The organism is Paenibacillus dendritiformis, from assembly GCF_945605565.1.
Lineage (GTDB): Bacteria > Bacillota > Bacilli > Paenibacillales > Paenibacillaceae > Paenibacillus_B > Paenibacillus_B dendritiformis_A.
In genome coordinates this window covers 2,898,238-2,922,294 of sequence record NZ_OX216966.1, presented here as the reverse complement: position 1 = coordinate 2,922,294, position 24,057 = coordinate 2,898,238, and the positions used below count along the sequence as shown (strand labels likewise).

20 protein-coding genes are annotated in these 24,057 nt (G+C 53.9%); 8 read left to right on the top strand and 12 right to left on the bottom strand.

The window, feature by feature from the left end; genetic code table 11:
• Positions 1 to 5 precede the first annotated feature (5 nt).
• Positions 6 to 1,190, bottom strand: coding sequence for an amidohydrolase (locus NNL35_RS12830; protein WP_006680022.1), 1,185 nt, complete (start codon positions 1,188 to 1,190; stop codon positions 6 to 8).
• Between the two features lie 283 nt (positions 1,191 to 1,473).
• Here NNL35_RS12830 and NNL35_RS12825 point away from each other — a divergent pair, with 283 nt between their 5' ends.
• Positions 1,474 to 1,824: a YugN family protein gene (locus NNL35_RS12825; protein ID WP_006680021.1), complete on the top strand. Its 351-nt coding sequence runs from the start codon at positions 1,474 to 1,476 to the stop codon at positions 1,822 to 1,824.
• Positions 1,825 to 1,836: 12 nt separating this feature from the next.
• Positions 1,837 to 3,087, top strand: coding sequence for a putative lipid II flippase FtsW (ftsW, locus tag NNL35_RS12820; protein WP_006680020.1), 1,251 nt, complete (start codon positions 1,837 to 1,839; stop codon positions 3,085 to 3,087).
• Positions 3,088 to 3,130: 43 nt separating this feature from the next.
• Here ftsW and NNL35_RS12815 read toward each other — a convergent pair whose 3' ends face one another.
• Positions 3,131 to 3,517, bottom strand: a complete 387-nt coding sequence (locus tag NNL35_RS12815; protein ID WP_006680019.1) for an Asp23/Gls24 family envelope stress response protein — start codon at positions 3,515 to 3,517, stop codon at positions 3,131 to 3,133.
• 166 nt (positions 3,518 to 3,683) lie between these two features.
• Between NNL35_RS12815 and cax the strand changes: the two genes are divergently transcribed.
• Complete coding sequence (gene cax, locus NNL35_RS12810; RefSeq protein ID WP_006680018.1) at positions 3,684 to 4,748, top strand: calcium/proton exchanger; 1,065 nt, start codon at positions 3,684 to 3,686, stop codon at positions 4,746 to 4,748.
• Between the two features lie 158 nt (positions 4,749 to 4,906).
• Here cax and NNL35_RS12805 read toward each other — a convergent pair whose 3' ends face one another.
• The 5 genes from NNL35_RS12805 to NNL35_RS12785 form a co-directional block, all read right to left on the bottom strand.
• Positions 4,907 to 5,197: an Fpa/YlaN family protein gene (locus NNL35_RS12805; protein WP_006680017.1), complete on the bottom strand. Its 291-nt coding sequence runs from the start codon at positions 5,195 to 5,197 to the stop codon at positions 4,907 to 4,909.
• 176 nt (positions 5,198 to 5,373) lie between these two features.
• Entirely contained in the window at positions 5,374 to 5,616 is a 243-nt protein-coding gene (locus NNL35_RS12800) for an HPr family phosphocarrier protein (RefSeq protein ID WP_006680016.1), read from the bottom strand.
• A gap of 120 nt (positions 5,617 to 5,736) precedes the next feature.
• On the bottom strand, positions 5,737 to 6,852 hold the full coding sequence (locus NNL35_RS12795; RefSeq protein WP_006680015.1) for an aminopeptidase: 1,116 nt from the start codon (positions 6,850 to 6,852) through the stop codon (positions 5,737 to 5,739).
• A gap of 131 nt (positions 6,853 to 6,983) precedes the next feature.
• Entirely contained in the window at positions 6,984 to 7,781 is a 798-nt protein-coding gene (locus NNL35_RS12790) for a hypothetical protein (RefSeq protein ID WP_006680014.1), read from the bottom strand.
• A 155-nt stretch (positions 7,782 to 7,936) separates the two neighbouring features.
• Entirely contained in the window at positions 7,937 to 9,895 is a 1,959-nt protein-coding gene (locus NNL35_RS12785; RefSeq protein WP_006680013.1) for a sensor domain-containing diguanylate cyclase, read from the bottom strand.
• 415 nt (positions 9,896 to 10,310) lie between these two features.
• On the opposite strand from NNL35_RS12785, the gene rpsD reads away from it, so the two are divergent.
• The 3 genes from rpsD to NNL35_RS12770 all read left to right on the top strand — a co-directional run bounded on the left by rpsD (position 10,311) and on the right by NNL35_RS12770 (position 16,947).
• Positions 10,311 to 10,913: a 30S ribosomal protein S4 gene (gene rpsD, locus NNL35_RS12780; RefSeq protein ID WP_006680012.1), complete on the top strand. Its 603-nt coding sequence runs from the start codon at positions 10,311 to 10,313 to the stop codon at positions 10,911 to 10,913.
• Between the two features lie 673 nt (positions 10,914 to 11,586).
• Positions 11,587 to 12,819 (top strand): IS110 family RNA-guided transposase, encoded by a 1,233-nt coding sequence (locus NNL35_RS12775; protein ID WP_254553389.1) that lies wholly within the window; start codon positions 11,587 to 11,589, stop codon positions 12,817 to 12,819.
• Positions 12,820 to 13,815: 996 nt separating this feature from the next.
• Entirely contained in the window at positions 13,816 to 16,947 is a 3,132-nt protein-coding gene (locus tag NNL35_RS12770; protein WP_006679403.1) for a transglycosylase domain-containing protein, read from the top strand.
• A gap of 127 nt (positions 16,948 to 17,074) precedes the next feature.
• On the opposite strand, the gene acsA is transcribed toward NNL35_RS12770, so the two are convergent.
• Positions 17,075 to 18,799 (bottom strand): acetate--CoA ligase, encoded by a 1,725-nt coding sequence (acsA, locus tag NNL35_RS12765; protein WP_006679402.1) that lies wholly within the window; start codon positions 18,797 to 18,799, stop codon positions 17,075 to 17,077.
• Positions 18,800 to 19,073: 274 nt separating this feature from the next.
• On the opposite strand from acsA, the gene NNL35_RS12760 reads away from it, so the two are divergent.
• Together NNL35_RS12760 and NNL35_RS12755 are read left to right on the top strand one after the other, a co-directional pair.
• Positions 19,074 to 19,706 (top strand): GNAT family N-acetyltransferase, encoded by a 633-nt coding sequence (locus tag NNL35_RS12760; protein ID WP_006679401.1) that lies wholly within the window; start codon positions 19,074 to 19,076, stop codon positions 19,704 to 19,706.
• Positions 19,707 to 19,748: 42 nt separating this feature from the next.
• Positions 19,749 to 20,936 (top strand): acetoin utilization protein AcuC, encoded by a 1,188-nt coding sequence (locus NNL35_RS12755; RefSeq protein ID WP_006679400.1) that lies wholly within the window; start codon positions 19,749 to 19,751, stop codon positions 20,934 to 20,936.
• 75 nt (positions 20,937 to 21,011) lie between these two features.
• Here the strand turns inward: NNL35_RS12755 and NNL35_RS12750 are convergent, their stop codons facing one another.
• The 4 genes from NNL35_RS12750 to NNL35_RS12735 form a co-directional block, all read right to left on the bottom strand.
• Positions 21,012 to 21,722 carry a 5'-methylthioadenosine/adenosylhomocysteine nucleosidase gene (locus NNL35_RS12750; RefSeq protein WP_040734113.1) on the bottom strand — a complete coding sequence of 237 codons (711 nt, stop codon included), beginning with the start codon at positions 21,720 to 21,722 and terminating at the stop codon, positions 21,012 to 21,014.
• A gap of 113 nt (positions 21,723 to 21,835) precedes the next feature.
• Positions 21,836 to 22,846: a catabolite control protein A gene (gene ccpA / locus NNL35_RS12745; protein WP_040734112.1), complete on the bottom strand. Its 1,011-nt coding sequence runs from the start codon at positions 22,844 to 22,846 to the stop codon at positions 21,836 to 21,838.
• 114 nt (positions 22,847 to 22,960) lie between these two features.
• The gene (gene ytxJ / locus NNL35_RS12740) at positions 22,961 to 23,305 is read right to left on the bottom strand and encodes a bacillithiol system redox-active protein YtxJ (RefSeq protein WP_006679397.1); all 345 of its coding nucleotides are present in this window, start codon (positions 23,303 to 23,305) and stop codon (positions 22,961 to 22,963) included.
• 65 nt (positions 23,306 to 23,370) lie between these two features.
• The gene (locus NNL35_RS12735) at positions 23,371 to 23,844 is read right to left on the bottom strand and encodes a hypothetical protein (protein ID WP_040734111.1); all 474 of its coding nucleotides are present in this window, start codon (positions 23,842 to 23,844) and stop codon (positions 23,371 to 23,373) included.
• Between the last annotated feature and the right edge of the window lie 213 nt (positions 23,845 to 24,057).

Genomic DNA, 24,057 nt, shown 5'->3' with positions numbered 1-24,057 from the left:
CCGAATTACGGATTCATGAGCGCGTCGCATGCCAGCCCCGCCAACAGCTCGCCAGCCGTCAGCATCGCCGGCTCGTCGATATCGAAGCGCGGATGATGATGCGGGTAGCTCGCCGCCTCTCCGTTGCCGGCTCCGACCAGCACGAAGCAGCCCGGAACTTCCTTCATATAGTAGGCGAAGTCTTCGGCGGGCATCAGCATATCCGCCTCCTGCACGCGCTCCGCCCCGAAGCAGCCTGCCGCGACGCGGCGCACTCGCTCCGCCTCGCTCTCATGATTGACCAAGGCCGGATAACCGACGCGGTATTCCAGCTCATACTCCGCGCCATGCATCGCGCACGTATGCTGGAGGATCGTCTCGAACCGCACGCGAAGCAGCTCGCGGGCCGCCGGATCGAAGGAGCGAATCGTCCCCTTCAAGACAGCGCGATCGGCAATAACATTTTGCGTCGAACCTGCCTGCAGCGCTCCGACGGAGACAACGGCCGGCTGCAGCGGCGACACGCTCCGGCTGACGATCGTCTGCCATTGCTGCACGAGCTGGGCCCCGATGACGACGGCGTCCGTGCATAGATGCGGCATGCCGCCGTGCCCGCCCCGTCCATATACCGTCAAGAAGAAGTCATCCACCGCCGCCATCATCGGCCCCGGCCGGACCGCTACCATGCCCGAAGGGATTGGGGTCCACAGGTGGACGCCGTACATCCGGTCGACGCCCTGCAGCGCCCCTTCCTTAATCATGGCTTGGGCTCCGCCAGGACTGACTTCCTCCGCCGGCTGAAATACAAACCGCACTTCCCCGCTCCACTCTTCGCGGTGCTCTGCCATCGCGCGGGCGACGGACAGCAGCGTCGCCGTATGCGCATCATGGCCGCACGCATGCATCACGCCAGGCACGGTCGACGCATATTCGCATGCCTTCTCGTCCTGTATCGCCAAGGCATCCATGTCAGCCCGCAAGGCGACAACCGGGCCGGCGCCGTTCTTGAGGCTTCCGACCACGCCATGTCCGCCTACGCCGGCCGTAACCTCCAGGCCGAACGACTCAAGCTTCTCCGCGACGAACAAGGCGGTCTGCCTCTCCTCATAAGACACTTCGGGATGCCGGTGCAAATGCCGCCGCCAAGCGACGGTCTCCTCATAGCGGGAGGCCAATGCTTCCTTCCACACCGATGCGGTCGTATTGATCATAAGCTATTCCCCTTATCTGTCTTGAATGTATTCCGAAAGTATTCCGAAATCATGAGTTGTGAACGTTTTCTATATTGTACCATAAAAGCCGAATCGACGAGGGTCCTTTTGCTCCGTTCCAAGCCGTTGAATTCGTTCGGATGCCACATTTGCCTCAATTTTGAACAATCCGCTGCTCCGCCGCAAGCCACGTCTTGCGCAAGCCTGGGAAACATACTATCATGAGAAAGAGGTAACCGATTGCACTTGATGAATAGGAACGATATGAAGGAGGAATAGATGCATGATTATTGACAACACCGGCCTCATCGGCCTCGAATCGGATCTGGCCTACCTGGATGAGGTAACGGAGAATCTCGGTTTTATCCGCTGGCAGTGGGAATATTACCGGGCTACATACGATTTGAAAATTGAAGATAAAAAGAACGGCGAAGCCTACTTTGTGCGCATCAATACCCGCGTGAAGGAAGGAAAGCTGGAGAAACCCGATACGATTCTCGCCATCGAGGCGGTCTACATGGGCCGCGCTTCCTTCCCGCATGGACTGGATTACGAATCTGCGATCCCGCAGCCGATCGTGAATAATGCCACCCAGAAGCTGAATGAGCTGAAGCAAGCGCTTCTTAGCGCCTAAAGGTACGTTCCCTTGAACAGACCGCACAGACCCAGTCAATCGAAGAACCCGCCAAGCACGGGCAAGGGATCGCCTGATTTTATTCTGCTGGTGCTGACCCTCCTGCTAGTCGGGTTCGGCGTCGTGATGGTATTCAGTTCAAGCTCAAGTCTGGCTGCCGTATCCTCGAGGTATGATTATGATTCCTTCTACTTCGCCAAGCGGCAGCTGATGTGGGCTGGGTTAGGCTTCGTGGCTATGCTGTTCGCCATGAACATCCGTTATACGGCCTACAAAATACTGTTCATTCCATTGTTCATCGTCACTGTCCTGATGCTTCTCATTGTGCCGTTCACGGCGGAGGATGTGAACGGAGCGCGAAGCTGGTTCTACATCGGAGGCCTCGGCATTCAGCCTACCGAGCTGGCGAAGATTGCCGTCGTGCTGTATTTGTCGGCCTTGATCGCCAAGAAGGGGGAGAAATTCCGCGACTTCCGCACCGGGCTGTTCCCGGTTATGATCATTGTCGGCTTCGTCGTCGGCTTGATCATGCTGCAGCCCGATATGGGCGGCGCGATGATACTGGCGGCATGCGCCGGCGTTATCGTCATCGCGGGCGGAGCGAACCTGAAGCATATTATGAATTGCCTTCTCGTCGGCGTCATCGGCGTGCTCGTCGTGCTCGGCTTGAGCATGCTGTTCATGCCGGACAAGCTTTCGGGCGGTTACAAGATGGCCCGGGTGCAATCCTGGCTTGATCCATTCCACGATTCGCAGGCGGCCAGCTACAATCTGCTTCATTCCTTGAAGGCGATCGCCCACGGCGGCTGGACGGGTGCCGGCTTCGGTCAGAGCATTCAGAAGCTGTTGTACCTGCCTTATCCGTACAATGACTTTATCTTTGCGATCATCGCGGAGGAATTGGGCTTTATCGGAACTATCATCTTTTTGCTCGTCTATATATGCTTCATCTGGCGGGGCATCCTGATTGCGCTGCGCTGCCCGGATATTTACGGTACGCTCGTAAGCATAGGCATTGTCGGCATCATCGCCGTCCAAGCCTTCATCAATATCGGGGGCGTCACGCGGACGATTCCGATTACGGGAGTGACCCTGCCGTTCATTAGTTACGGAGGCTCTTCCCTGTTCATTACGATGGTCAGCGTCGGCATATTGCTCAGTGTCTCACGGGAATACAACCGAGTGCAGCAGAAGAAGGAGACCGGACAATCGGTCCCCCGCCGTTCCAACAAAAAAGACTACCGGCCGCTTCGGTCCGTGTAGTCTTTTTTGTTCCCATGCATTCATGCCCATACATTCATAATGACTATTTGATGCGCGGCATTTCTTCCAGTTCCTCATCCTTGAATGCGACGCCTTCCACTTTGACGTTGATTTCAACCACATTCAATCCGGTCATGTTCTGCACCGCTTCCCGCACATTCATCTGCAGTTGGCGGCATACTTCCTGTATCGGCATTCCGTACATAATAATAACTCTCAAATCTATGGCCGCTTCCACTTGGCCCACTTCCACGGACACACCCTTTTGCACGTTGCGGCCGCTCAAGCGCTTTGCCCATCCTTCGGACATCCCTCCGGACATTGCGGCAACACCTGGAGTTTCCAGCGCAGCGAGACCTGCGATTGTGGCGACGACATCATCCGAAATGCGAATATTCCCTTCCTGGGTATTCAGTTGCTCCTCTGCCATCGTCATCCTCCTTTCTCTCTTACCTTTATTGTACCGATCCCCAATCTTGAAAGCAAACACCTGGTGACAGGTAACGACAAGTTATTTTTGTTTACGATCTCGATGCGGTTGGTTATATTAAATATCGGATGATTTTACGTCATTATGAATTTTTAGGGGTGATGTTTTGGGAAAACGGCTGTTCTTCATTTTACTCTGGCTGACCTTCATCTTAAGCGCAGCCGGACATTACTTGTCCTGGAACATGACGCTTCAATTCGCCCTGTCCGCCGTGGCGATTGTGTTCGTGGCCGGATTCCTCGGCCGGTCGACAGAGGCCGTCTCGCATTATGCGGGCCAGCGCCTGGGCGGATTCCTGAATGCGACCTTCGGCAATGCGGCTGAACTTATCATCGCGATTTTCCTGGTGCGGGAAGGGTTGTTCGACATGGTCAAGGCCAGCCTGACCGGCGCCATCATCGGCAACCTGCTGCTTGTGCTCGGCCTGAGCGTGCTTGTCGGAGGCATCAAGTACAAAGTGCAGACGTTCAACGCCAACCTGGCCGGTATGAACGGCTCGCTGATGATATTGGCCGTGATCGCGCTGTTCGTGCCTGCCGCCTTCTTCACGACCCATTCCCTCAGCGAGACGGGTACCGTTACCTTGAGTCTGGTCGTAGCCGGAATTCTTATCGCCGCTTATTTGCTCTGGCTTCTGTTCTCCATGGTAACGCATAAGGAGATGCTGACGGAAGAATCGGAGCGGTCAGAGGAACAGGCGGAAGAGGAGCCTCAATGGTCAAAAGGGAAAGCCGTGCTGTACCTCGTCATCTCCACGGTAATGGTTGCCTTTGTCAGTGAATGGCTGGTCGGGACGCTGGATACGTTCACGGCGCAATTCGGTCTGTCGGAGCTATTCGTCGGCGCCTTCGTCATCGCCATTGTCGGCAATGCCGCAGAGCACAGCGCCGCCGTCATGATGGCCATGAAGAACAAGATCGGGGCCGCCGTGGAGATTGCGATCGGCAGCAGTCTGCAAATCGCCCTCTTTGTCGCTCCCGTGCTTGTATTCGTCAGCGCGCTGTTCGGGCAGACGATGGACATCGTGTTCACGACGCTGGAGATGATTGCGATTGGAGTAGCCGTATTCATCGCCAAATCTATCTCCCAGGATGGACAGACGAACTGGTATGAAGGCCTGCTGCTGCTGGCCGTCTATATTATTCTGGGGGTATCCTTCTACCTTGTCTAGGCTGGGCTGCCCCGTCCCCGCCCTGATTCAGCGCCGCAGGGTCATGGGCTGCCTTAACAGAGCTGGGCGCACTTGGGCGACGCCTGCGCTCAAAAGGCCCGGGATATAAAATCCCGGGCCTTCCTGTGTTCGCGGATACCCCCGTAGCGCGATAGCAATTATGGAGTGGCCTTGTTCAAGGCCTCATACAAGGTAGCCAGATTGCGTTCCAGCTTGCTGACAAGCTGCTTGCCCACGCTTTCCTCCACCAGTCCGGCTCGAACGGCGAAGTCAACCTGCCGAGAAAAACCGTACATTTGCGTATCCAATACTTCCTCATAGAGAGGGCAGTAACGCGTAGCCAAGTTCTCCATCTGGACCTGGATGAGTTTCTCTATTTGATGCGCATCCGCTTCTAGCAGAGTGAGCGCCCTGTCACTTAGCTGTTGCAACACATTCGACGAAGACATGCCTGGTTTCCCCCCTATGACTTGAAGTCACGATTGTTCTAACTCTAATATTAGACGATCATGACGGGTAACACAAGATGCATGACGAACTTCTCTCATGCTGTGCAACCTCCGCAAGCCGCTATCATGGCAATAGATATAGAAAGAGCCGGAACATTCTGCTCCGGCTCTCGCTGTTATTCCGCTACAACGGAAACGTCCAATCCATGCTTCTTGAATACTTCCGCCATCGCTGCCTTCGCTTCATCCGCATCCGGCCCATGGACGTGAAGCTCATACTTCTGGTTGCCCACCAAGGTCGTGAACAGACCCAGAATGCTCTTAACATCAATGTATTTGTTGTCAGCTTGCAAGACTATCGAAGATCTGAATTTGTTCGCTGCTTGTGAGATTTCCACAATTGCCGTGTTATTGGACATCGAAATCCCTCCGTCATCAATTAGTTCGGTCGGTATCCTTACGTTTCCATCATACCGTGAATGAGACGCTTGACGCAATAATAAATCCGCAAAAACATGCGGCGAATCAACGGATTCCCCTTATTTGAGGCGCTCCGGATTCAAGCACTCCAGCTCAGGGATGACAAAAAGACCGTCTTTGCGCACAAGAACATCGTCGAAATACATTTCCCCTCCGCCATACTCCGGACGCTGGATCAACACCAGGTCCCAATGGATCGAGGAACGGTTGCCGTTGTCCGCCGTCTCATAGGCCTGACCCGGCGTAAAGTGGATGCTGCCCGCAATCTTCTCATCGAACAGCGTGTCCTTCATCGGATGCAAAATATAAGGATTGACGCCAATCGCGAACTCACCGATGTGGCGCGCGCCCTCGTCCGAATTGAGAATATGGTTGATCCGGGCCGTATCATTGCTTGTCGCTTCCACAATTTTGCCATTCTCGAACCGGAACGAAATATTCTCAAAGGTGAACCCGTTATAAATCGATGGCGTGTTGTAGGTCAAGGTGCCATTGACGGAATCGCGGACCGGCGCGGTATAGACCTCGCCATCCGGGATATTGTTCTGTCCCGAGCATTTGACAGACCCGATGCCCCGGATCGAGAACGTCAAGTCGGTTCCCGGGCCGGTCAGGCGGACCTTGTCCGTGCGGTCCATCAGCGCCTTCAGCGACTCCATCGCCTTGTCCATCTTGGAGTAATCCAGATTGCACACATCGAAGTAAAAATCTTCGAACGCTTCCGTCGACGTGTTGGCCAACTGGGCCATCGAAGCGTTGGGATAACGAAGCACGACCCACTTCGTGCGCTTGACGCGCTCTTCCATATGTACCGGATGCGAATAGATCGCGTCATACAGCTTCATTTTGTCTTCCGGGACATCGGACATTTCGTTCGCGTTCTCCCCGGCTCGAATCCCGATGTACCCTTGCATGTTCTGCATCCGGAGCAAATCATATTCCCGCCACGTCTTCATCTGTTCCTCAGACGCGTTCTTGATCAGTGAGCGCAGCACTTTCCGGTCGGTCAGCTGCACGAACGGGCGGCCGCCCCGCGCGGCGACTTCATCTACCAGAATCGTTACCAGCTCGCGCTCGGAACCAATCATCTCAATCAGCACATTTTCACCAGGCTGCACATTGATGGAATATCCAACCAGGTTCTGTGCCAGCTTCTGCAATCTTGGGTCTTTCATGTCATGTTCCTCCTCGGTCGGCCGATAAAATGATGAAACCTTCCCCATTGTAACATGAGCGCTTATCGAAGTCAGCGCCGACTCACGATTGGCGGCCACGGATCGGCCGGAAGCCTCGGAATGCTGCGGGCTTACTTATAAGAGAACCGGGTCTTCGTATGAACGGTCTCCCGGCGTTCCTTGCCGTTGTCATTGTAGCCGGCCGTGAACCACCCTTCCAGCATGACAGGCAAGGCATGACGCCGTTCTACCCATACGACATAACGTCCGGCGATGCTGGCGTCCTTCAGCTTTTGATCCAGGTCTGCCCGGCTGTGGTCCACGATCGTCTTCAGCTCCGCATCCAATTGGTTCCGTTCCTGATCGCTCAGCGAACGGCGTATTTTCTGATACGGCTCGGAAGGAATGATGATCCGCTTATAATCCTCCTCCAACTGGTTGATATAGATTCGCTTCGCATCCTCGTCGGACAACGTTACTTGCAGCGGAACCAGGTCTCTCCCTTCTTGATCCGCCTTGTTCTCCTGTCCGCTGCCCTTAGCCCCGACGCGCGCCTCCTCTTGTTGAGGCAGGAACGAGACCTGCTTCTTCGCGATTCGCTGCAATTGATCCATCTGCGCTACCGGATTCCAACGCTTGGCGGTCGTCCGCTGGTCCATATCGGCGCTCATCTTCATATGGACGCCCTTGTGCTGCTTCGCCTCTCCTTCATACCGGAATTGCTTGGTCAGCAGCATGTCCTCGCCGACACAGATCTCGGCCAAGCCTTCGAACCGCACTTGATCCTGGCCCCCGACTCCGCTCAGGGCCCGGTTCAATATGTCCTCGGGATTGGCGGTTACTCCGCACCCGTGCAACAGGATGACGAATCCGGTGATCATTGCGGACAACAACGCGCATCTTCGCCCCCGGCCTATCGTCCCGCCCATAACGAATCCTCCCCTTCTCTTGTCGCAAGAAAATTTGCAATTCCCCTAAAAAAAAGGGGCCGATTTACCGAAATAGAAAGAGATGGGCATTGATCGCCCATCTCTACTATCGTCTCACGCTTGAATTAGGATTATTCATCAGGCAGCACCGCATGCTAGGTGCTGATGCGGATCTGATTCCGGCCGCTGTCCTTCGCTTCATACAGCGCCATGTCAGCACGGTAGAACAGCGATTCGACACTGACCATATCGTCCTGCCAGCTCCAATCGGCGATGCCGCAGGAGACCGTGACATGCGGTTCCGTCTCGTTAGCCACCCGGGTCCGAATCCGTTCTGCAACCCGGATAGTCTGGCTGATGCTGAGCTGCGGAAGGTATACCGCCAGCTCCTCGCCGCCCCAGCGGGCAGCGATATCGGATTCGCGAATCGAACTGCGTATAATGTGACTGACCTGATTCAATATTTTATCGCCCACCTGGTGGCCGTAGCGGTCATTGATCTGCTTGAAATAATCGATGTCCACGACAATAAGCGAACCGCAGAAGTCGTTCTTTTGCTGGCGCTGGATCTGCTTGTCCAAGTAATGGCGCGCATACAACCCGGTCAGCTGATCTTTGTTGGCGAGATGCTTGACCCTGCTATGGAGCGCCGCATTCGCGATCGCCAGCCCGATGTGGGTCGCCAGCATCTGGAGCAGCTTGAAATTGTCGTACGTGAAGAATTGCTTGCGCCGATCGGCAAGAATGACGATGCCCACCATCTCCCCGCTGCCGAACAAGGGCGCGGCGATGACGGAATGATAATTCAGCTTCTCGAAAAACTGCATGGACGCGGGTACGTCCACCGCAATATCGGATACGATGACCGGTTCCTTTTCCAAATATATATGACCGAACAATCCTTCATCGAAGGACAGATACGCATCATCGAATTCGTCCATGTTGCAGGATACCACTTCATAGCACTGCCGTTCCTCGTTCAATTGAAGCAGCATGCAAAAGTCCGCCCGAAACACGCGCAGCAGCTCGTGGGTCGCGTCATGGAACACATCCCGCAGCCGCAAGCTCTGATTGATGCGCTTCGTCAAGTCATTGATGAACCGCAGCTCCTGTATGACTTCATTGGCCTGTTCATGAAGACGGGCATTCTCGAAGGCCGTGCCGGCCGTCTCCACAATAAGCTGAATCAGCTGCACATCAGAAGGATCCGGCGCCATCCCGGGAAAGCTGACCTTAATCACGCCATAGGCTCCCTGCTTGCCGCACAGCGCAAACCCTACTTCCGTATCACTGTCCGCTCCGTCACGTTCATAACATACTTCTCCCTTCATGAAGGCTTGACGCACGACGCCGTCGCTTCCCGGCTGGAACAATAAAGGCTTCACCTTCGGATTCGAGCTGATGTGATCCTGGGACAAATAAACCTCGATCCGCGCTTCCGGAACCAGCTGCTCGACGCTGCTCATAATCTGCGACAATACGGCATCGACATTAATGCGGTCATGCATATGCCGGATAGCGCCATGCAGCACGTCGCGGCGCTTCAGATCCCGTTCGGCCGTTCTCAGCGTTCGCGCCAGCTCGTCTACAAAGACCAGCTCGAATTGCCGGTAAAAGTGCGTTCGAAGTCCATAAACCCATGCATCCATGCCTGCGGAGAACGATTCATCCGGCTCCCCGTCCAATCGGCATACGACTGCGGCGAAGCTCTCATCCCGCTCGTTCAGCAGCGGGCAGACGGCATAGAAGAAGCCGAATCCCGTCTGGAGAGCCAGCCTGCGTTCCTGGAGCGCGGCAGCGGCTGCGAGATTGGCTGCAGCTTCGCCGGCTAATTCGGAGTCGCCCGCCATCCACTTGCCCGCATAGTCGAATAACGCCATGCGGCCTCGCAAGACACAGGCACGGGCGGGCAGATCATCCACCCATTCCTTGTAGGCGGATTGCAGCAGCGGCTGCAAATAAGGGAAGTCGTGAACGTTCACATCCCGCTGCAGCACCCAGCTGTCCCGTGATAGAGGCTGCGGATCCCAGGTTCCGTTCGGAACTGGACCGTTCGTCCCTGCAACCTTCTTGTCCGATTCGATTGGCTGGTGATGGACTAGACGTTCCGTCATGCTCTTCTCCTTCTATATAAAGGGTGGTCTCCTACTATCATACAATATATTTCTACTAAAATGTACTACTTCCACACAACCTTTAAAAGTTTTTTAGGTCATAAGAACTATGTCGAAAGATCTACGGTTATGTAAGCCGCATCTTGTCGAATCGTTGCCGCTTTTCTATGATTAGCGAGAAACTTTGAAAAGCACGAGATTTGCAGCAGACCGTCTTGACATTCGGCCCGATGATCTTATAGAATTATTAGATGTATAAGGGGAGAACTGTTGTGTCACCCTCACGTATTTCCATCGCCGGACGGGCAGCGGCTGAAACCCCGTACCGGAGCTGATCGCTATCGGCATGAGGATGGGAATCGGCGCAAAGCGACCCATTATCTAACATTTCGTTTGAGAAGGAGTCAACTTTCATATGGCACGTTACACAGGTCCTAAGTTCAAATTGAGCCGCCGTCTTGGCATTTCTCTGAGCGGCACAGGCAAAGAATTGAAAAACCGCGCTTATCCTCCAGGACAACATGGTCCGGGAATGCGCAAAAAATTGAGCGGCTACGCTATTCAATTGCAAGAGAAGCAAAAGCTTCGCCACATGTACGGCTTGGGCGAGAAGCAATTCCGCACCTTGTTCGATCGTGCAGCGAAAATGCAAGGCATCGCCGGTGAGAACTTCATGTTCCTGCTGGAGAGCCGTCTGGACAACCTGGTTTACCGCCTCGGGTTCTCGAACTCCCGTGCAGGCGCGCGCCAATTGGTTGCTCATGGCCACGTTACGGTGAATGGCAAGAAAGTCGACATCCCATCCTACATTGTTACTCCAGGCGACGTTATCGGTCTTCGCGAGAGAAGCCGCAGCCTGAAAGTAATCAAAGAAGCGATGGAAGGCCGTCATCACCTTCCGAACTACTTGGAATTCAACGAAGCTGCTCTTGAAGGCAAGTTCATCCGCCTGCCAGAGCGCGGAGAATTGTCCCAAGAGATCGACGAGAAGCAAATCGTCGAGTTTTACAGCCGTTAAGATTCTCATCTTGAGGCAGCGAATCGCCGTTCCGTATGGACGGCGATTTTTTGCGTCCTTTTTTGTTGGCGCTGAACACCGGGAACGGTATTCGTTTAGAAGGTTGTTTCAAATAATCATGCAAAACTACAGCATTATCGTAAGCGCATCAGCCCCGTGATGAAGTTCCTGCGCCAATGCAGCAATTTCCACTATATCACTTAAAAAAATATGAGGAAATAAGCGAAAAAGATGCGCATTTCAGGCTGTTGAGAAAGTCCTAAGGATTTTTGGACACTTCATCAGGACCTGTCTCTCAGTAGAAAAATTTTATCTGATCGAAGTGCCTGAAAACTGCACAATGAAATGTCTATCCGATAGGCGAAGTCCTCAAAACTGCACGGTTTCGCAAGACACGTTGATTCAGTAGGCAAAATCCTGCACAAACCCCCATGACGTCTACGACGTCACCCCCCAGAATGAAAATAGGTAGATGTAAACTTTTAAAGTTACTGTAGATGGTAATCATGAGACTAACAAATCCAAGGACGACTGTATTATTGGGGTACGACCCTGTTGCACAAACCGTCCAATTGCGATCGCGAGAACCGCCCAATGCACACCCAAGTGCGTGTATAAAATTTCTTTATTCAGATCGCATGATTTGTTAGTACACATGAAAGCAGGTGCAAGCATGGATGCCGTACGCGAATGCTGTTGCGGATTAGATGTCCATCAAAAAACGGTAGTTGCCTGTATCCTTTACGGGGATTTAGAATCCAAGCCCAAGAAAGTCATCGAAAGCTTTGGAACAACGACTACCGAACTACTCCGACTTCAAGACTGGCTTAACGCACATGAGTGTAAAGAAGTAGCCATGGAGAGCACAGGTGTGCTGTGGAAACCGGTATGGAATATTTTGGAGTCTAGCTGCCATTTAGTGTTGGCTAACGCTAAACAAATCAAGAATACACCAGGGCGTAAGACAGACAAGAAAGATGCGGAGTGGATTGCACAACTTCATCGTTGTGGTCTCATTCAACCAAGCGTGGTGTTGCCGCAGCATTTGCGGGATTTACGAGATCTAACGAGGTATCGTCTGAGAATCGTGGTGACCATTGCTTCTGAGGAGAATGGTATCCATAAAATTCTTCAAGACGGAAACATCAAGCTTACGAGTTTTATGAGCGATTTGTTCGGCGTATCCGGGCGTCTGCTTCTGGAAAAGCTCATGGACGGAGAAGTGCTCGTAGAAGATGACGTACGCGAACTTGTCAAAACCAAGCTAAAAACAAAAGTGCCTCAGTTAGTTGAAGCTCTGAATGGTCAGCTACGGCGACATCATCGTGTTATGATGCGTGCACACTGGAAGCACCTGCTGTTCGAGGAAGCAGAACTGCAAGAAATTGAATCATTAATCGACGAACAGCTTGAGCCTTATCGAAAAGAGATTGAGTGTTTAGACAGCATTCCCGGAATTGACAAGTCTTGCGCTTCCGCTATATTTGCAGAAATGGGGCCGGATATCGCCACGCGTTTTCCCACGGTCGAGCAATTCACCTCATGGGCAGGGGTATCTCCAGGTAATAATGAGAGCGCGGGGCGCAAGAAAAGCCGGAAATGCCTGCAAGGGAACAAGTATCTGAAACGTAGCATAACGCAAGCGGCATGGGCAAATTACAGGTCAAGGAATCGAATAGGTGAGCACTTTAGACGGATACGGAAACGACGAGGCGAAAAAACAGCAAGCGTAGCAACCGGACATCTCTTAATTAAGATCATTTATGCCATGATGAAAGAAGGAACGCCATACAAAGAAATAGACATGCAGGTACGCATGTCTAAACAAAGAACAGCTAATTTTTACGTAAAGAAACTCCAAGAGCTGGGCTTTGCACTTCAACTAACTGAAAACGAAACAAGCTAAATTTTGAAAATGATGTGATCATTTTCGGGGGGTGAGTCTTTTTTTGCTTTCTTAGAGTAATAATGGCCCGAAAAAGTTCTATTCATACATTTTGAAAGGGCTGTCGTGCTTACTTCAACGTTTTTATTTTCGTATAAAATACAGCAATTCGGTAGGGACGACTTCACCAGAAAGGGAATCCTGTAAAACTGCAGCAATTTCACCCGTTTCTCCTCGACTTAGCTAAAAAGGGCCTAAAATGATGTAGCCGTGCAGCAATTCCTCGAAATGTGGACTCATTGAGCCGAAAATCCTGTAAAATAGCAGCAATTCCCTCCACACGTTAAAACCCCAGGAGATTAGGATGTCTCCAGAAGGCGATGACGCTCTGAATGCCAAGTTTCGATTAGGTACTCACCCTCCGAAAAAAAGGGGTTTTCCAACAGCCTGGCATTTGCAGTAATTTCATCTAGAAGGAGCCCGAAAGGCAGAAATTACTGTACAAACGCAGGATTGCACCTAGCTGCAAAGAAAAAGACAGCCGCATCCCTTAGAATTAAGCAGGAAGCCTCCAACTCCACTCTCTTCGTGGTACCGGAGGCTTGCTTATTCTGATGCTTACCTATATTATACAAGCTTCACTATCGCGAATTTGCACTTGCCTACTTGTAACGATATCTCCATCCCCAAGTGCCAGTTCGGCATTCGGATCATCGATTTTGAGTCGATGCTCCAGAATTGTAATTCTCTGTTCCGCATCGGCCGATTCACACCACCCGCCGGCTCTCTGGCCTGTACAATGCCGGACATCTACTGATTGTGTCATCCCTTTATCATATTCGTGTTTTTGCAAGATAAATTAACTTATAACACAACCGATCACGTTCGCCAAATCGTTTGCTTCGCCTTCCTCTTATGACCTACATACATTTTGTAAGCAGCTAAGGAAAGTAACATCTACCAAATCAACTTTTGTGGTATAATGGAAAGCGCTGCAATATAAGGAGGAAAAAATGCATGGTAGATGAGAAACTGACGGAAAAGGACGATAAACCGAGGCCAAAAAAGTCGGTTGGACGTCGAATCTGGACCGTCACGAAGTGGCTCATGCTGCTCGGTATTCTATGTTGCTTATTCGTAGGCGGTGCTGGCATCGGCTACGTCACTTCCCTCGTGAAGGATGAACCGATTCGTTCCCGGGAATACATCGAGCAGAAGATTCAAGAAAATGCATTCACAGGTTTTGTATATTTTAATGACGGCTCTCCTATCGGCCAGCTTCGCACCGATGAAGACAGACGGCCGGTAACCATGGATGAGATTCCGCAGACCGTTATCGACGCGCTTATCGCAACGGAAGACAACCGTTTTTTCGAGCATATGGGCATTGATATCCGGGGGCTGTCCCGGGCTGTTATGCAAAAAGTGCTGAATAAGCCGGTGCAGACAGGCGGGAGCACCTTGACCCAGCAGTTGGCGAGACAAGTGTTTTTGACCTTGGATCGGACCGACAGCCGGAAAGCCAAAGAGATTTTTCTCTCCCTGCGCATCGAGCGCATGCTGTCGAAGGAAGAAATATTGACCGCTTACTTGAACAAGGTCTCGTTCGGGAACGGCTCGAGCGGGTACAATCTGTACGGCATCAAGGCAGCGGCCAAAGGAATCTTCAATATCGACAAGCTTGATAAGCTGAATATCGCCCAATCGGCGTATTTGGCCGGTCTTCCCCAGCTCCCTTCCGCCTATTCCGCGTTCACGGGCAAGGGAGAAGTCAATGAGGAAGGCATCGAGAGAGCCATCAAGCGCCAGAAGCTAGTACTGAAACGCATGCTCGAAGAGCATAAAATTACGCAGCAGCAATATGACGAAGCATTGGCATTTGACATCCGGGGCTCCATCGCCAAGCCAAATGCGAAGGCATATGCGATTTATCCATACCTGATGCTGGAAGCCGAGCGGGCTGCCGCTGAAGTGCTTGTCCTGCAGAAATACCCGGAATTCACGAGGGCCGATCTGCGCAAGCGCGAGAATGCGGAATTGCTGCAGAACGCCCGGGAGCAACTGCTCCACGGCGGGTACAAAGTCTATACCACGATTGACAAGAAGATTTACAAGGCCATGAAAAATGTAGCCAATGACGCGAGCAACTTCTCTCCGTACAGCGAGACGAAGGGCTTGGAGCAAGTCGCTGCGATGATGATCGATCATCATACCGGGGCAGTCCTCGGCATGATCGAAGGCCGGGATTTCTATGAGGAGCAGATGAACTTCGCCACGCAGATGTTGCGCCAGCCGGGTTCGACGATGAAGCCGTTAGCCGCATATTTGCCAGCTCTGGATCAAGGCTTGATTCAGCCGGCCTCGATACTGGATGACGCGCCGATGGTACTGAAGGACGGTTCCAAGGGCTACCATATTCCCGGCAACGCGAATATGAGATACCAGGGGCTCGTTACCGCGAGAAAGGCGCTGAATGAATCGCTTAACTTGCCGGCGCTCAAGATCTACATAGAGAAGCTGGGTGTCAAGCAGGCGCTTGACTTCCTCCAGAAGCTCGGCATTACGACGATTCAGCCGGAAGATTATTACGCCCAGACCGGGGTTATCGGCGGCCTTCGCTATGGCGTTACCGTGGAAGAGATCACCAACGCCTTCGGCGTTATCGCCAACGGCGGGAAGTATAACGATCCGTACATGATAGCCAAGATCGTCGATTCGAACGGCAAAATCATATATCAGCACAAAGTCGATCCGAAGCCGGTCGTGTCCGAGCAGAGCGCGTATTTGATGACGGATATGATGAAAACCGTCATTACCGATCCTCGCGGTACCGGACGCCGGGTGCAGTGGGAGTTCGATCTGTTCGGCCAAGTGGAAGTGGCCGCCAAGACTGGTTCGACCCAGAACTATGCCGACACCTGGTTCATCGGCTACACGCCGGATGTGACGATGGGCGTATGGGTCGGATATGACCAGCAGATTCACGTATTGAATCGGGACGCCTATTCCCGTTCCACGGAGATCTGGTCCAAAGTAATGAACGAAGTGAACAAATTGAAGCCGGAAGTGTTCGAGACGAAGAAGTTCAGCCAGCCTGAAGGCATTGTGCGGATGACCGTCTCCGGATTGAGCGGGAAGCTTCCGAACGAGCTGACGAAGCAGGCCGGCCGCTACGTAACGGATTTGTTCAATCGGAAATTCGTGCCGACAGAGACGGAAGATGCGCTGCAGAGGATGAAATACATCACGTATGACGGCGTCAACTATATCCCGCAAGATACGACGCCTGACGATATGACCCGCGAGAAAGTGGTCATGAAGCGCGAGAAGCCGATTCAAGAGCTGATCGAGGAGCTGAAGCAAGCGCTGAACCATCTGTCTTCGAGCAGCCAGCGGCGCTCGCTGTCCTCCTATTTACCGGAGGACGCCAATACCGACGCGCCTGCGAAGGTCGATCCGCGCAAGGACGACGGCAAGGCGCCATCGCCGCCGTCCGGCGTAAGTCTGGAGGAATTGGGCGATACGGCGCTGCGCATTTCGTTCTCGCGGAACGGTGAAGCGGATGTCGTCGGTTATCGTCTGTACCGCTCCTTGGATGGCGGTCCGTTCAAGCGGGAAGAAGGAACGGTGCTGACGGGAGAAGAGACTCAATTCAAGACGTATTTCTCCAATTCGCATCAGTATGCTTACTATGTAACGGCGGTCGATGTGGCCGGCAATGAATCGGCCCCATCTCAGACCGTGACGCTGGGAGGCGCTAACGTGGAGCCTGATCCGGATGGTTCCGGCACTGACAGCCCGGATGCGCAGAACCCCGGAGACGGCAGCGCGGGCGAGGACGGACAGGATGAAGGAACGGAGACGGATGCTCCGGACGAGGCAGACAGCCCGCCGGGCACGCCGGGCAATCCGCAAGCTTCCTTGACGGAAATGGGCTTGAAGCTGACCTGGAGCGCCTCGTCCAACAATCCGAGCGAGTATGTGATTTACTACAGCTCCGACGGTGGATCGTATGAACGCATCGGCACTACGCCGACGGCACAGTTCGAGCTGATCACGATCTCGCCAGCAGGATGGTACCGGGTCACGGCCGTGAACAGCGCCGGAGAATCGAGCCCGACCTCCGCCGTTCAAGTCAAAAATCCATAACAATTGGCGCGAACCCTCGCGCTCTGCGAACGAACAACAGCGATGGCATCCTGAGAAGCCATCGCTGTTGTCTTATTCTAGCCGGCAGCAGAAGAGGAAGCCCTGGGCCTCCTCTTCGCCATGCGGATCAGTCTTCGATTGTCGATAAATCGCCTGTCGGCAGATTCAGTTCCCATGCCTTCAAGACACGGCGCATAATTTTCCCTGAACGGGTCTTCGGCAGCTTATCCTTGAATTCAATCTCACGCGGCGCTGCATGCGCGGACAAGTTCTCCTTCACGTATCTGGAAATATCGGCCTTCAGCTCATCCGACGGGCTGTATCCTTCCCGCAAAGAGATGAACGCCTTAATGATCTCGCCGCGTACCGGATCCGGCTTGCCGATGACCCCGGCTTCCGCGACAGCCGGATGCTCCACCAGCTTGCTCTCGACCTCGAACGGCCCGACCCGCTCGCCTGACGTATTGATGACGTCGTCGATCCGTCCCTGGAACCAGAAATAACCATCCTCGTCCCGATAGGCCGAGTCGCCTGAAATATACCATCCGTCAACGCGGAAATACTCCTCGAACTTGGCCGGATTGTTCCATACTTGGCGCATCATCGAAGGCCATGGCGTACGGATAGCCAGATTCCCCATCCGGTATGGCGGCAGCTCGTTCCCCTGATCATCGATAATCGAAGCTTCTACGCCCGGCACCGGACGTCCCATCGATCCGGGCTTCAGCGCCATCGCCGGATAATTGCAAATCAGCTGTCCGCCCGTCTCCGTCATCCACCACGTATCATGAATGCGCTGACCGTATACTTTCATGCCCCAACGAACGACTTCCGGATTGAGCGGCTCGCCGACGGACATGACATGCCGGAGGCTGGACAGATCGTATTGGGCGATGACATCGTTCCCTGCGCTCATCAGCATGCGGAACGCGGTCGGCGCGCTGTACCATACCGTGACTTTATATTTCTGAATCGTGTTGTACCAATCCTGCGGGCTGAACCGTCCGCCGCGGATCACATTCGTTACGCCGTGCAGCCACGGCGCAAATATGCCGTACGATGTGCCTGTTACCCAGCCTGGATCGGCCGTGCACCAGTATACGTCGTCTTCCTTCAAATCTAGCACGACATTGCCTGTATGATAATGTTGGATCATTGCATTTTGAACATGATAGACGCCCTTCGGCTTCCCGGTCGACCCGGATGTATAGTGCATAATGAGGCCGTCTTCGCGGCCCAGCCATTCCATCTCGGCTTCCTCGGACGCTTCCGCCATCTCGGCGAAGAAATCGATATAGCCATCCTCCGTATTCACGTCTTCGCCGACGAGAATGACATGCTTTAGCTCCGGAAGCTCCGCGCGCGGCACCCGGTGGGCCAGCGCCGGCGTCGTCACGATCGCTGCAGCTGCGCTGTCCTGCAAGCGATCCTTGACCGCCGTCTCCATGAACGCTTCGAACAGCGGGCCGACAACCGCTCCCGCCTTCAGGATGCCGAACACGCTGACATAGAGCTCCGGTGTGCGCGGCATAAAAATAAAGACCCGCTCGCCCTTCTGAATGCCGAGTGAGCGAAGCACATTGGCGAATTGATTGGACTTGCGCTTCAGGTCCGCGAACGTATATGATTCATCACGCTGCGCATCGCTATAGAGCAGAGCCACCTTATCCCCGCGGCCCTGATCGACATGGCGGTCAATCGCCTCGTAAGCCATATTGATCCGGCCCGTCTCCGCCCAGGAGAAATTCTGCTCCACGCTCTCCCAGTTGAAGTTGGCAACCGCCTCTTCGTAATTTTTCAAGTTCGGGCTTGTTGCTGATGGTGTAATGATTTCTCCTTGCACGTTACTCATTGTCGCTTCATCCTCCTGTTTCCTAACTTCATGACTGTTCATGATTGGTTGTTTGGTCATGCCAGTATTTGCTTCATTCGCAAATAAAACCGTTTTCAGGAGCTTGCAAAAAAAATTTGACTTTGATGTGAATCGTGCTGTCAAGGGGAGATTTCATGAATTATTAAAGCTTGATTTATTATAGCATATGTTTTTCTTTTAGCCTATTCTTTTCCTTTTCAAAACGGCCTTTTTTTGCTATAACCAAGGGAAGAGACGAAAGGAGCTGCTGGGTGTGGAGCATCGAAAATGTTATCACGCGCAAATCATCCCTTACGAAGATCGCGTCATCATCGTGGAAGGTCCCGTCAAGCCGGAGCTGCTGAGCACATGGGACATGCACCCGGACCTGAACGCGTTCCGAAGGCCGAAGGAACAGCAGGAGGCGCTAATCGAGATCGCCGGGCTGCCGGAAGGACGAATTATTGCGGCCCGGGACGGCCAGACCATCGTCGGATACGTCACCTTTCACTATCCGGACGAACTGGAGCGCTGGTCGGAGGGCGGCATGGAGGATCTCATCGAGCTGGGCGCCATCGAGGTCGCCAACGAGTATCGTTCGCTGGGGCTCGGCAAAAAAATGATTATTACCGCGTTTGAAGACGATCAGATGGAGAGCTATATCGTGTTTACGACCGAGTACTACTGGCATTGGGATTTGGAAGGCACCCGGCTCAATGTGTGGGATTACCGGAAAATGATGGAGCGGCTGATGGAATCGGTCGGGATGGTATGGTATGCGACGGACGATCCGGAGATCTGCTCGCACCCTGCCAACTGCTTGATGGTCCGCATCGGCAAGGACGTTCCGCTCTCCTCGCGGGAGCAATTCGACCGCGTGCGCTTCCGCCAGCGGTTCATGTACTGAATCAATCTTATCAATATGGCAAAAGGGAGGGATGGTGCTCGAATGGCCGACACAGCCCTATATTTCATGCATGACGATGCGCTGCGGTACCGGTTCAACGCCGATCACCCGTTCGATCAGCGCCGCCTCGTCATGACCAACGATTTATTGACGCGCATCGGCGCCCTCTCCGACGATATCATCGTTCGGCCTGCCACGGGGATGGCAGATTGGGAGGCGTGGATCCGGTACATACACAGGGAGGATTACATCGAGGCCGTGAAGCGGTTAAGCGAAGCCGCTCCTGCGGAGGAATGGGTCGCCCGCTCCGATCAGTACGGCCTCCATACGGAAGACACCCCTTACTTCACGGGCATGCACCAGGCGGCCAGCGCGATCGTGGGGGGCTCCGTCGCTGCCTGCGAGGCCGTCATGAACGGCCGCTCCGTCCACGCTCTGCATCTGGGAGGCGGGCTGCATCACGCCTTCAGCGAGAAAGGAGCTGGCTTCTGCGTATATAACGACGCCTCTGTGGCCATCTCCTGGCTGCGGAGGCACTATAATGCCCGCATTCTCTATATCGATACCGACGTCCATCACGGCGATGGCGTCCAATGGAGCTTCTATACCGACCCGAATGTGTTCACCTATTCCATTCACGAGACGGGCAAATTCCTGTTCCCGGGAACCGGCTTCGTGAACGAGCGCGGCGCCGGGGAAGGATTCGGCGCTTGCGTGAACGTGCCTTTGGAACCGTATACAGAGGACGAATCGTGGCTGCACTGCTTCGAGGAGACGATCGGCCAGGTCGCGCGAAGCTTCCGCCCGGACATCATCATCAGCCAGCACGGCTGCGACGCGCATGCGTTCGATCCGCTGTCTCACATGCATTGCAGCATGCGTATTTATGCGGAGATGCCGAAGATGATCCACCGGCTCGCACATGCGAGCTGCGAAGGAAGATGGGTGGCTCTCGGCGGTGGCGGCTATGACATCTGGAGAGTCGTGCCGCGCGCCTGGAGCATGCTGTGGCTGGAGATGAGCGAGCATCCGCTGAAGGACGAGCTGGTGCGGCAGCCGCTGACACCACTGCCAGAGGCCTGGATTGCTCGGTGGTCTGGCGAGGCTCCGGTGCCGCTGCCGTCCACCTGGCTCGATGACGTGGCGCGATGGGCTCCGATGCCACGGCGATCCATTATCGAAGCGAAGAACGAGCAAGTGAAGGAGCTGGCGCTGGAGTATGTAAGATGAAGGACAAGCCGCGGCGGGAATCCGGATGGGAACGCGCTGCCTTCCCGTCAGGAACATCGCCGCGGACATGCATGATCAGGCGGATTGACTGACCATCCGCTCGATGATTTGGTACGAGTGGAGCGCGGCTTCGACCGTGAATTCCGCGAAATTGACATGGGCCGATCCGTCCGCTTTATCCGACATCGACCGGATGATGACGAACGGGATCGCATGGATATGGCATACTTGCGCTACGGCCGCGCCTTCCATTTCCGTGCATGCCGAGCCCGGGAACGTCTCGAAGAGCGCCTTGACCTTGTCGCGGCTGGCGATGAATTGATCGCCGGACAGTACCCCGCCCTTCAGATAGCGTCCCGGGAACAGCTCCGCGCATACCTGCTCGGCCAGCTGAATCAGGGCGCCATCCGCCTCGAACCGGGAGGTCTCCTGGAAGGGAATGACCCCGGGCTCGAAGCCAAGCGCGGTCACATCCATATCATGATGCATGCAGTACGTCGAGATGACGATATCGCCGATGTTCAGCTCCGGGTGAATAGCGCCGGCTACTCCGGTAAAGAGCACCTGCTTGGCCCCGAAGCGGTCAATCAGCACTTGCGTCGTGACGGCGGCATTGACTTTGCCGACGCCCGATTTGCATATGACGACCGGCTGCCCCGCCAGGTTCCCCCTGTAAAAGGTCATGCCCGTTACCTTCACTTCCTCAACTTCCTGCGCAGCCTGCAGCAGGCGCTCAATCTCTTCGTCCATCGCGCCAATAATTCCGATTACGGCTTCGCTTGCCATATCGCCTTCCCCCTTCAATCCTTCATGATCGAATGTCTTGTTATCGCAGCAGACTCGACACACAAAAAGCCCCATAATAGGGGCTCTTCATATGCCGCCGGCATGCTGCGGCCTTACTCATTCACCTGGCTGACCGACAAGCGAAGAATCGTCTCGTGCGGCAGAACGACCTGTGAATTCTCCACATTCTCCTTCTTCATCAGCTTGGTCAACAAGCGCATCGCCACCGCGCCGATATCATACATCGGCTGGGCTACCGTCGTCAGCTGAGGACGAACCATCGAAGCCATGCGGATATTGTCAACGCTGATGACCGAGAAGTCGTCAGGCACCTTCAACCCGGCGTCCTGAATGCAATGAATCGCTCCAATCGCCATTTCGTCGGTTGCCGCAAAAATCGCCGTCGGGCGCTTCTTCAGACCGAGGAAATACTTCATGGCTTCCACGCCGGATTCATACCGGTAGTTCCCGATACGGACCAGGTCTTCCTTGTATTCGATGCCTGCGCCCTCCAAAGCCTTCTTATAGCCCTGGAAGCGCGCGAATCCGTTCGCCGGATCCTGAAGCGTGCCGCTAATCATCGCAATATCGCGGTGACCGTGGCGAATAAGGGTGTTAACCGCATCGAATGCGGCCCCTTCATGATCAATGTCTACCGAAGGAATGGAGCCGTTCTCGTCCGTCGTCGCGCACAGCACGATCGGAACGGATGCGGTACGGAACGCCTGGATATGATCCTCCGTTACGACACCGCCCATGAACACGAGCCCGTCCACTTGCTTCTCCAGCAGCGTATTGATGACGCGAATTTCCTTCTCTTTCTTCTTGTCTGCGTTGCACAAAATGATATTGTAGTGGTACATGTTCGCAATATCTTCAATCCCTCGTGCGACCTCAGCAAAAATAGAATTGGAAATATCGGGAATGACGACCCCAACGGTCGTCGTCTTTTTGCTCGCAAGTCCGCGTGCGACTGCATTCGGGCGATAACCTAAACGCTCAATCGCTTCATACACCTTTTTTCGCGTTTGCGGCTTCACGTTCGGATTGTTGTTCACAACCCGGGAAACGGTGGCCATCGAGACGCCCGCTTCTCTCGCTACATCATAAATAGTTACCGTCACGAATCTTCTCTCCAATTACCGAAAATTTGTTACGACCCTTTTATTACATTTCATGATACGATATTTTCAGAAAATTCGCAATGTTACAACTGCAATCGTCTGAAAATGAGTCATTTAGCGGGAGGAGGACGTCAACTCCGAACTTACATTGTCAAAATTTATCGCATGATGGGAGTCATGCCAGACGACCTGACCTTCTTTCATCACGATGACTTGTGGCGATTCGTGCTGGATGCCCAGCTTGTCCGCGCAGGCGAGCGCCGCATCGCGGTGCTCGACGACAAGAATTCGCCCCATGGCAATCCCCCGGGGCTCGAATTCCTCCGCCACCTTGCCCATCTCTTCGTTCGCCCGGGCGCTAATCGGACAGCGGGTGCTGTGCTTGAACAAGACGGCGGTCTGCTCTTTGGTTGAATCTATCCATTCCTGCAGCGCTTGTTCCGTATCTATCGATCTCAATCGGGAATCCTCCTTGTTCCCGCCGGAAGCTTTTTTCCGAGGGAGTGCAGTAGGCTTAGAGCCTCTTAACTTATTTTAACCCGATCTGGATAGAAACTAAAACCTGAAATCTGTTTTAAGCGCTCTTGCAGCTCAGACATCCATTCCTCATCCCCCAGCGTCTTCGCCAGCAGGTACATATCCAGAAGCTTGTTAATCCGCTCGTTCATCACTTGCTCTGCGTAAGGAAGCAGATCGCCGGGCCCGAACGCGTCTGCGCATTCGGCCAGCACGCTGGCCGCCTCATTCATCTCCTCGAAAAAATAGTGCTGCGGCACGGATTCGCCTTCCTCCTCCATGCCGTATACTTCCTTGCTCTGCCCGGCCTTGCGGCAGCGAATCATATCCGTTATCTCCTGCTTGATCGCCGGGTACAGCTCCGAGCGTTCACAATGCGGGCAAGTCAACACAGGCACATCGTGAATGTGTATTGTCCGGTCGTGGATAACGGTGCGCAAAGCAAGCCGCATCTCATGGCCACAGTTACATTGTTTCGTCATACAACCACCCCTACATCACAGTTTCTCTCTGTCTGCCCCCTACGCCGGACCTGGTGCCATATCGCATGGAATACGCTCCGATATGTATCATCTGGACGCTGTCCGCCCTCACGGTTCCGTCTGGGCTGTTCAGCCTCTCCCCCTGCGAGCCGAGCCTGGCGGAAAGCAGGCCGCTGCCGGAGGGCCGATATCATTTGACAGCTTCATCCGACT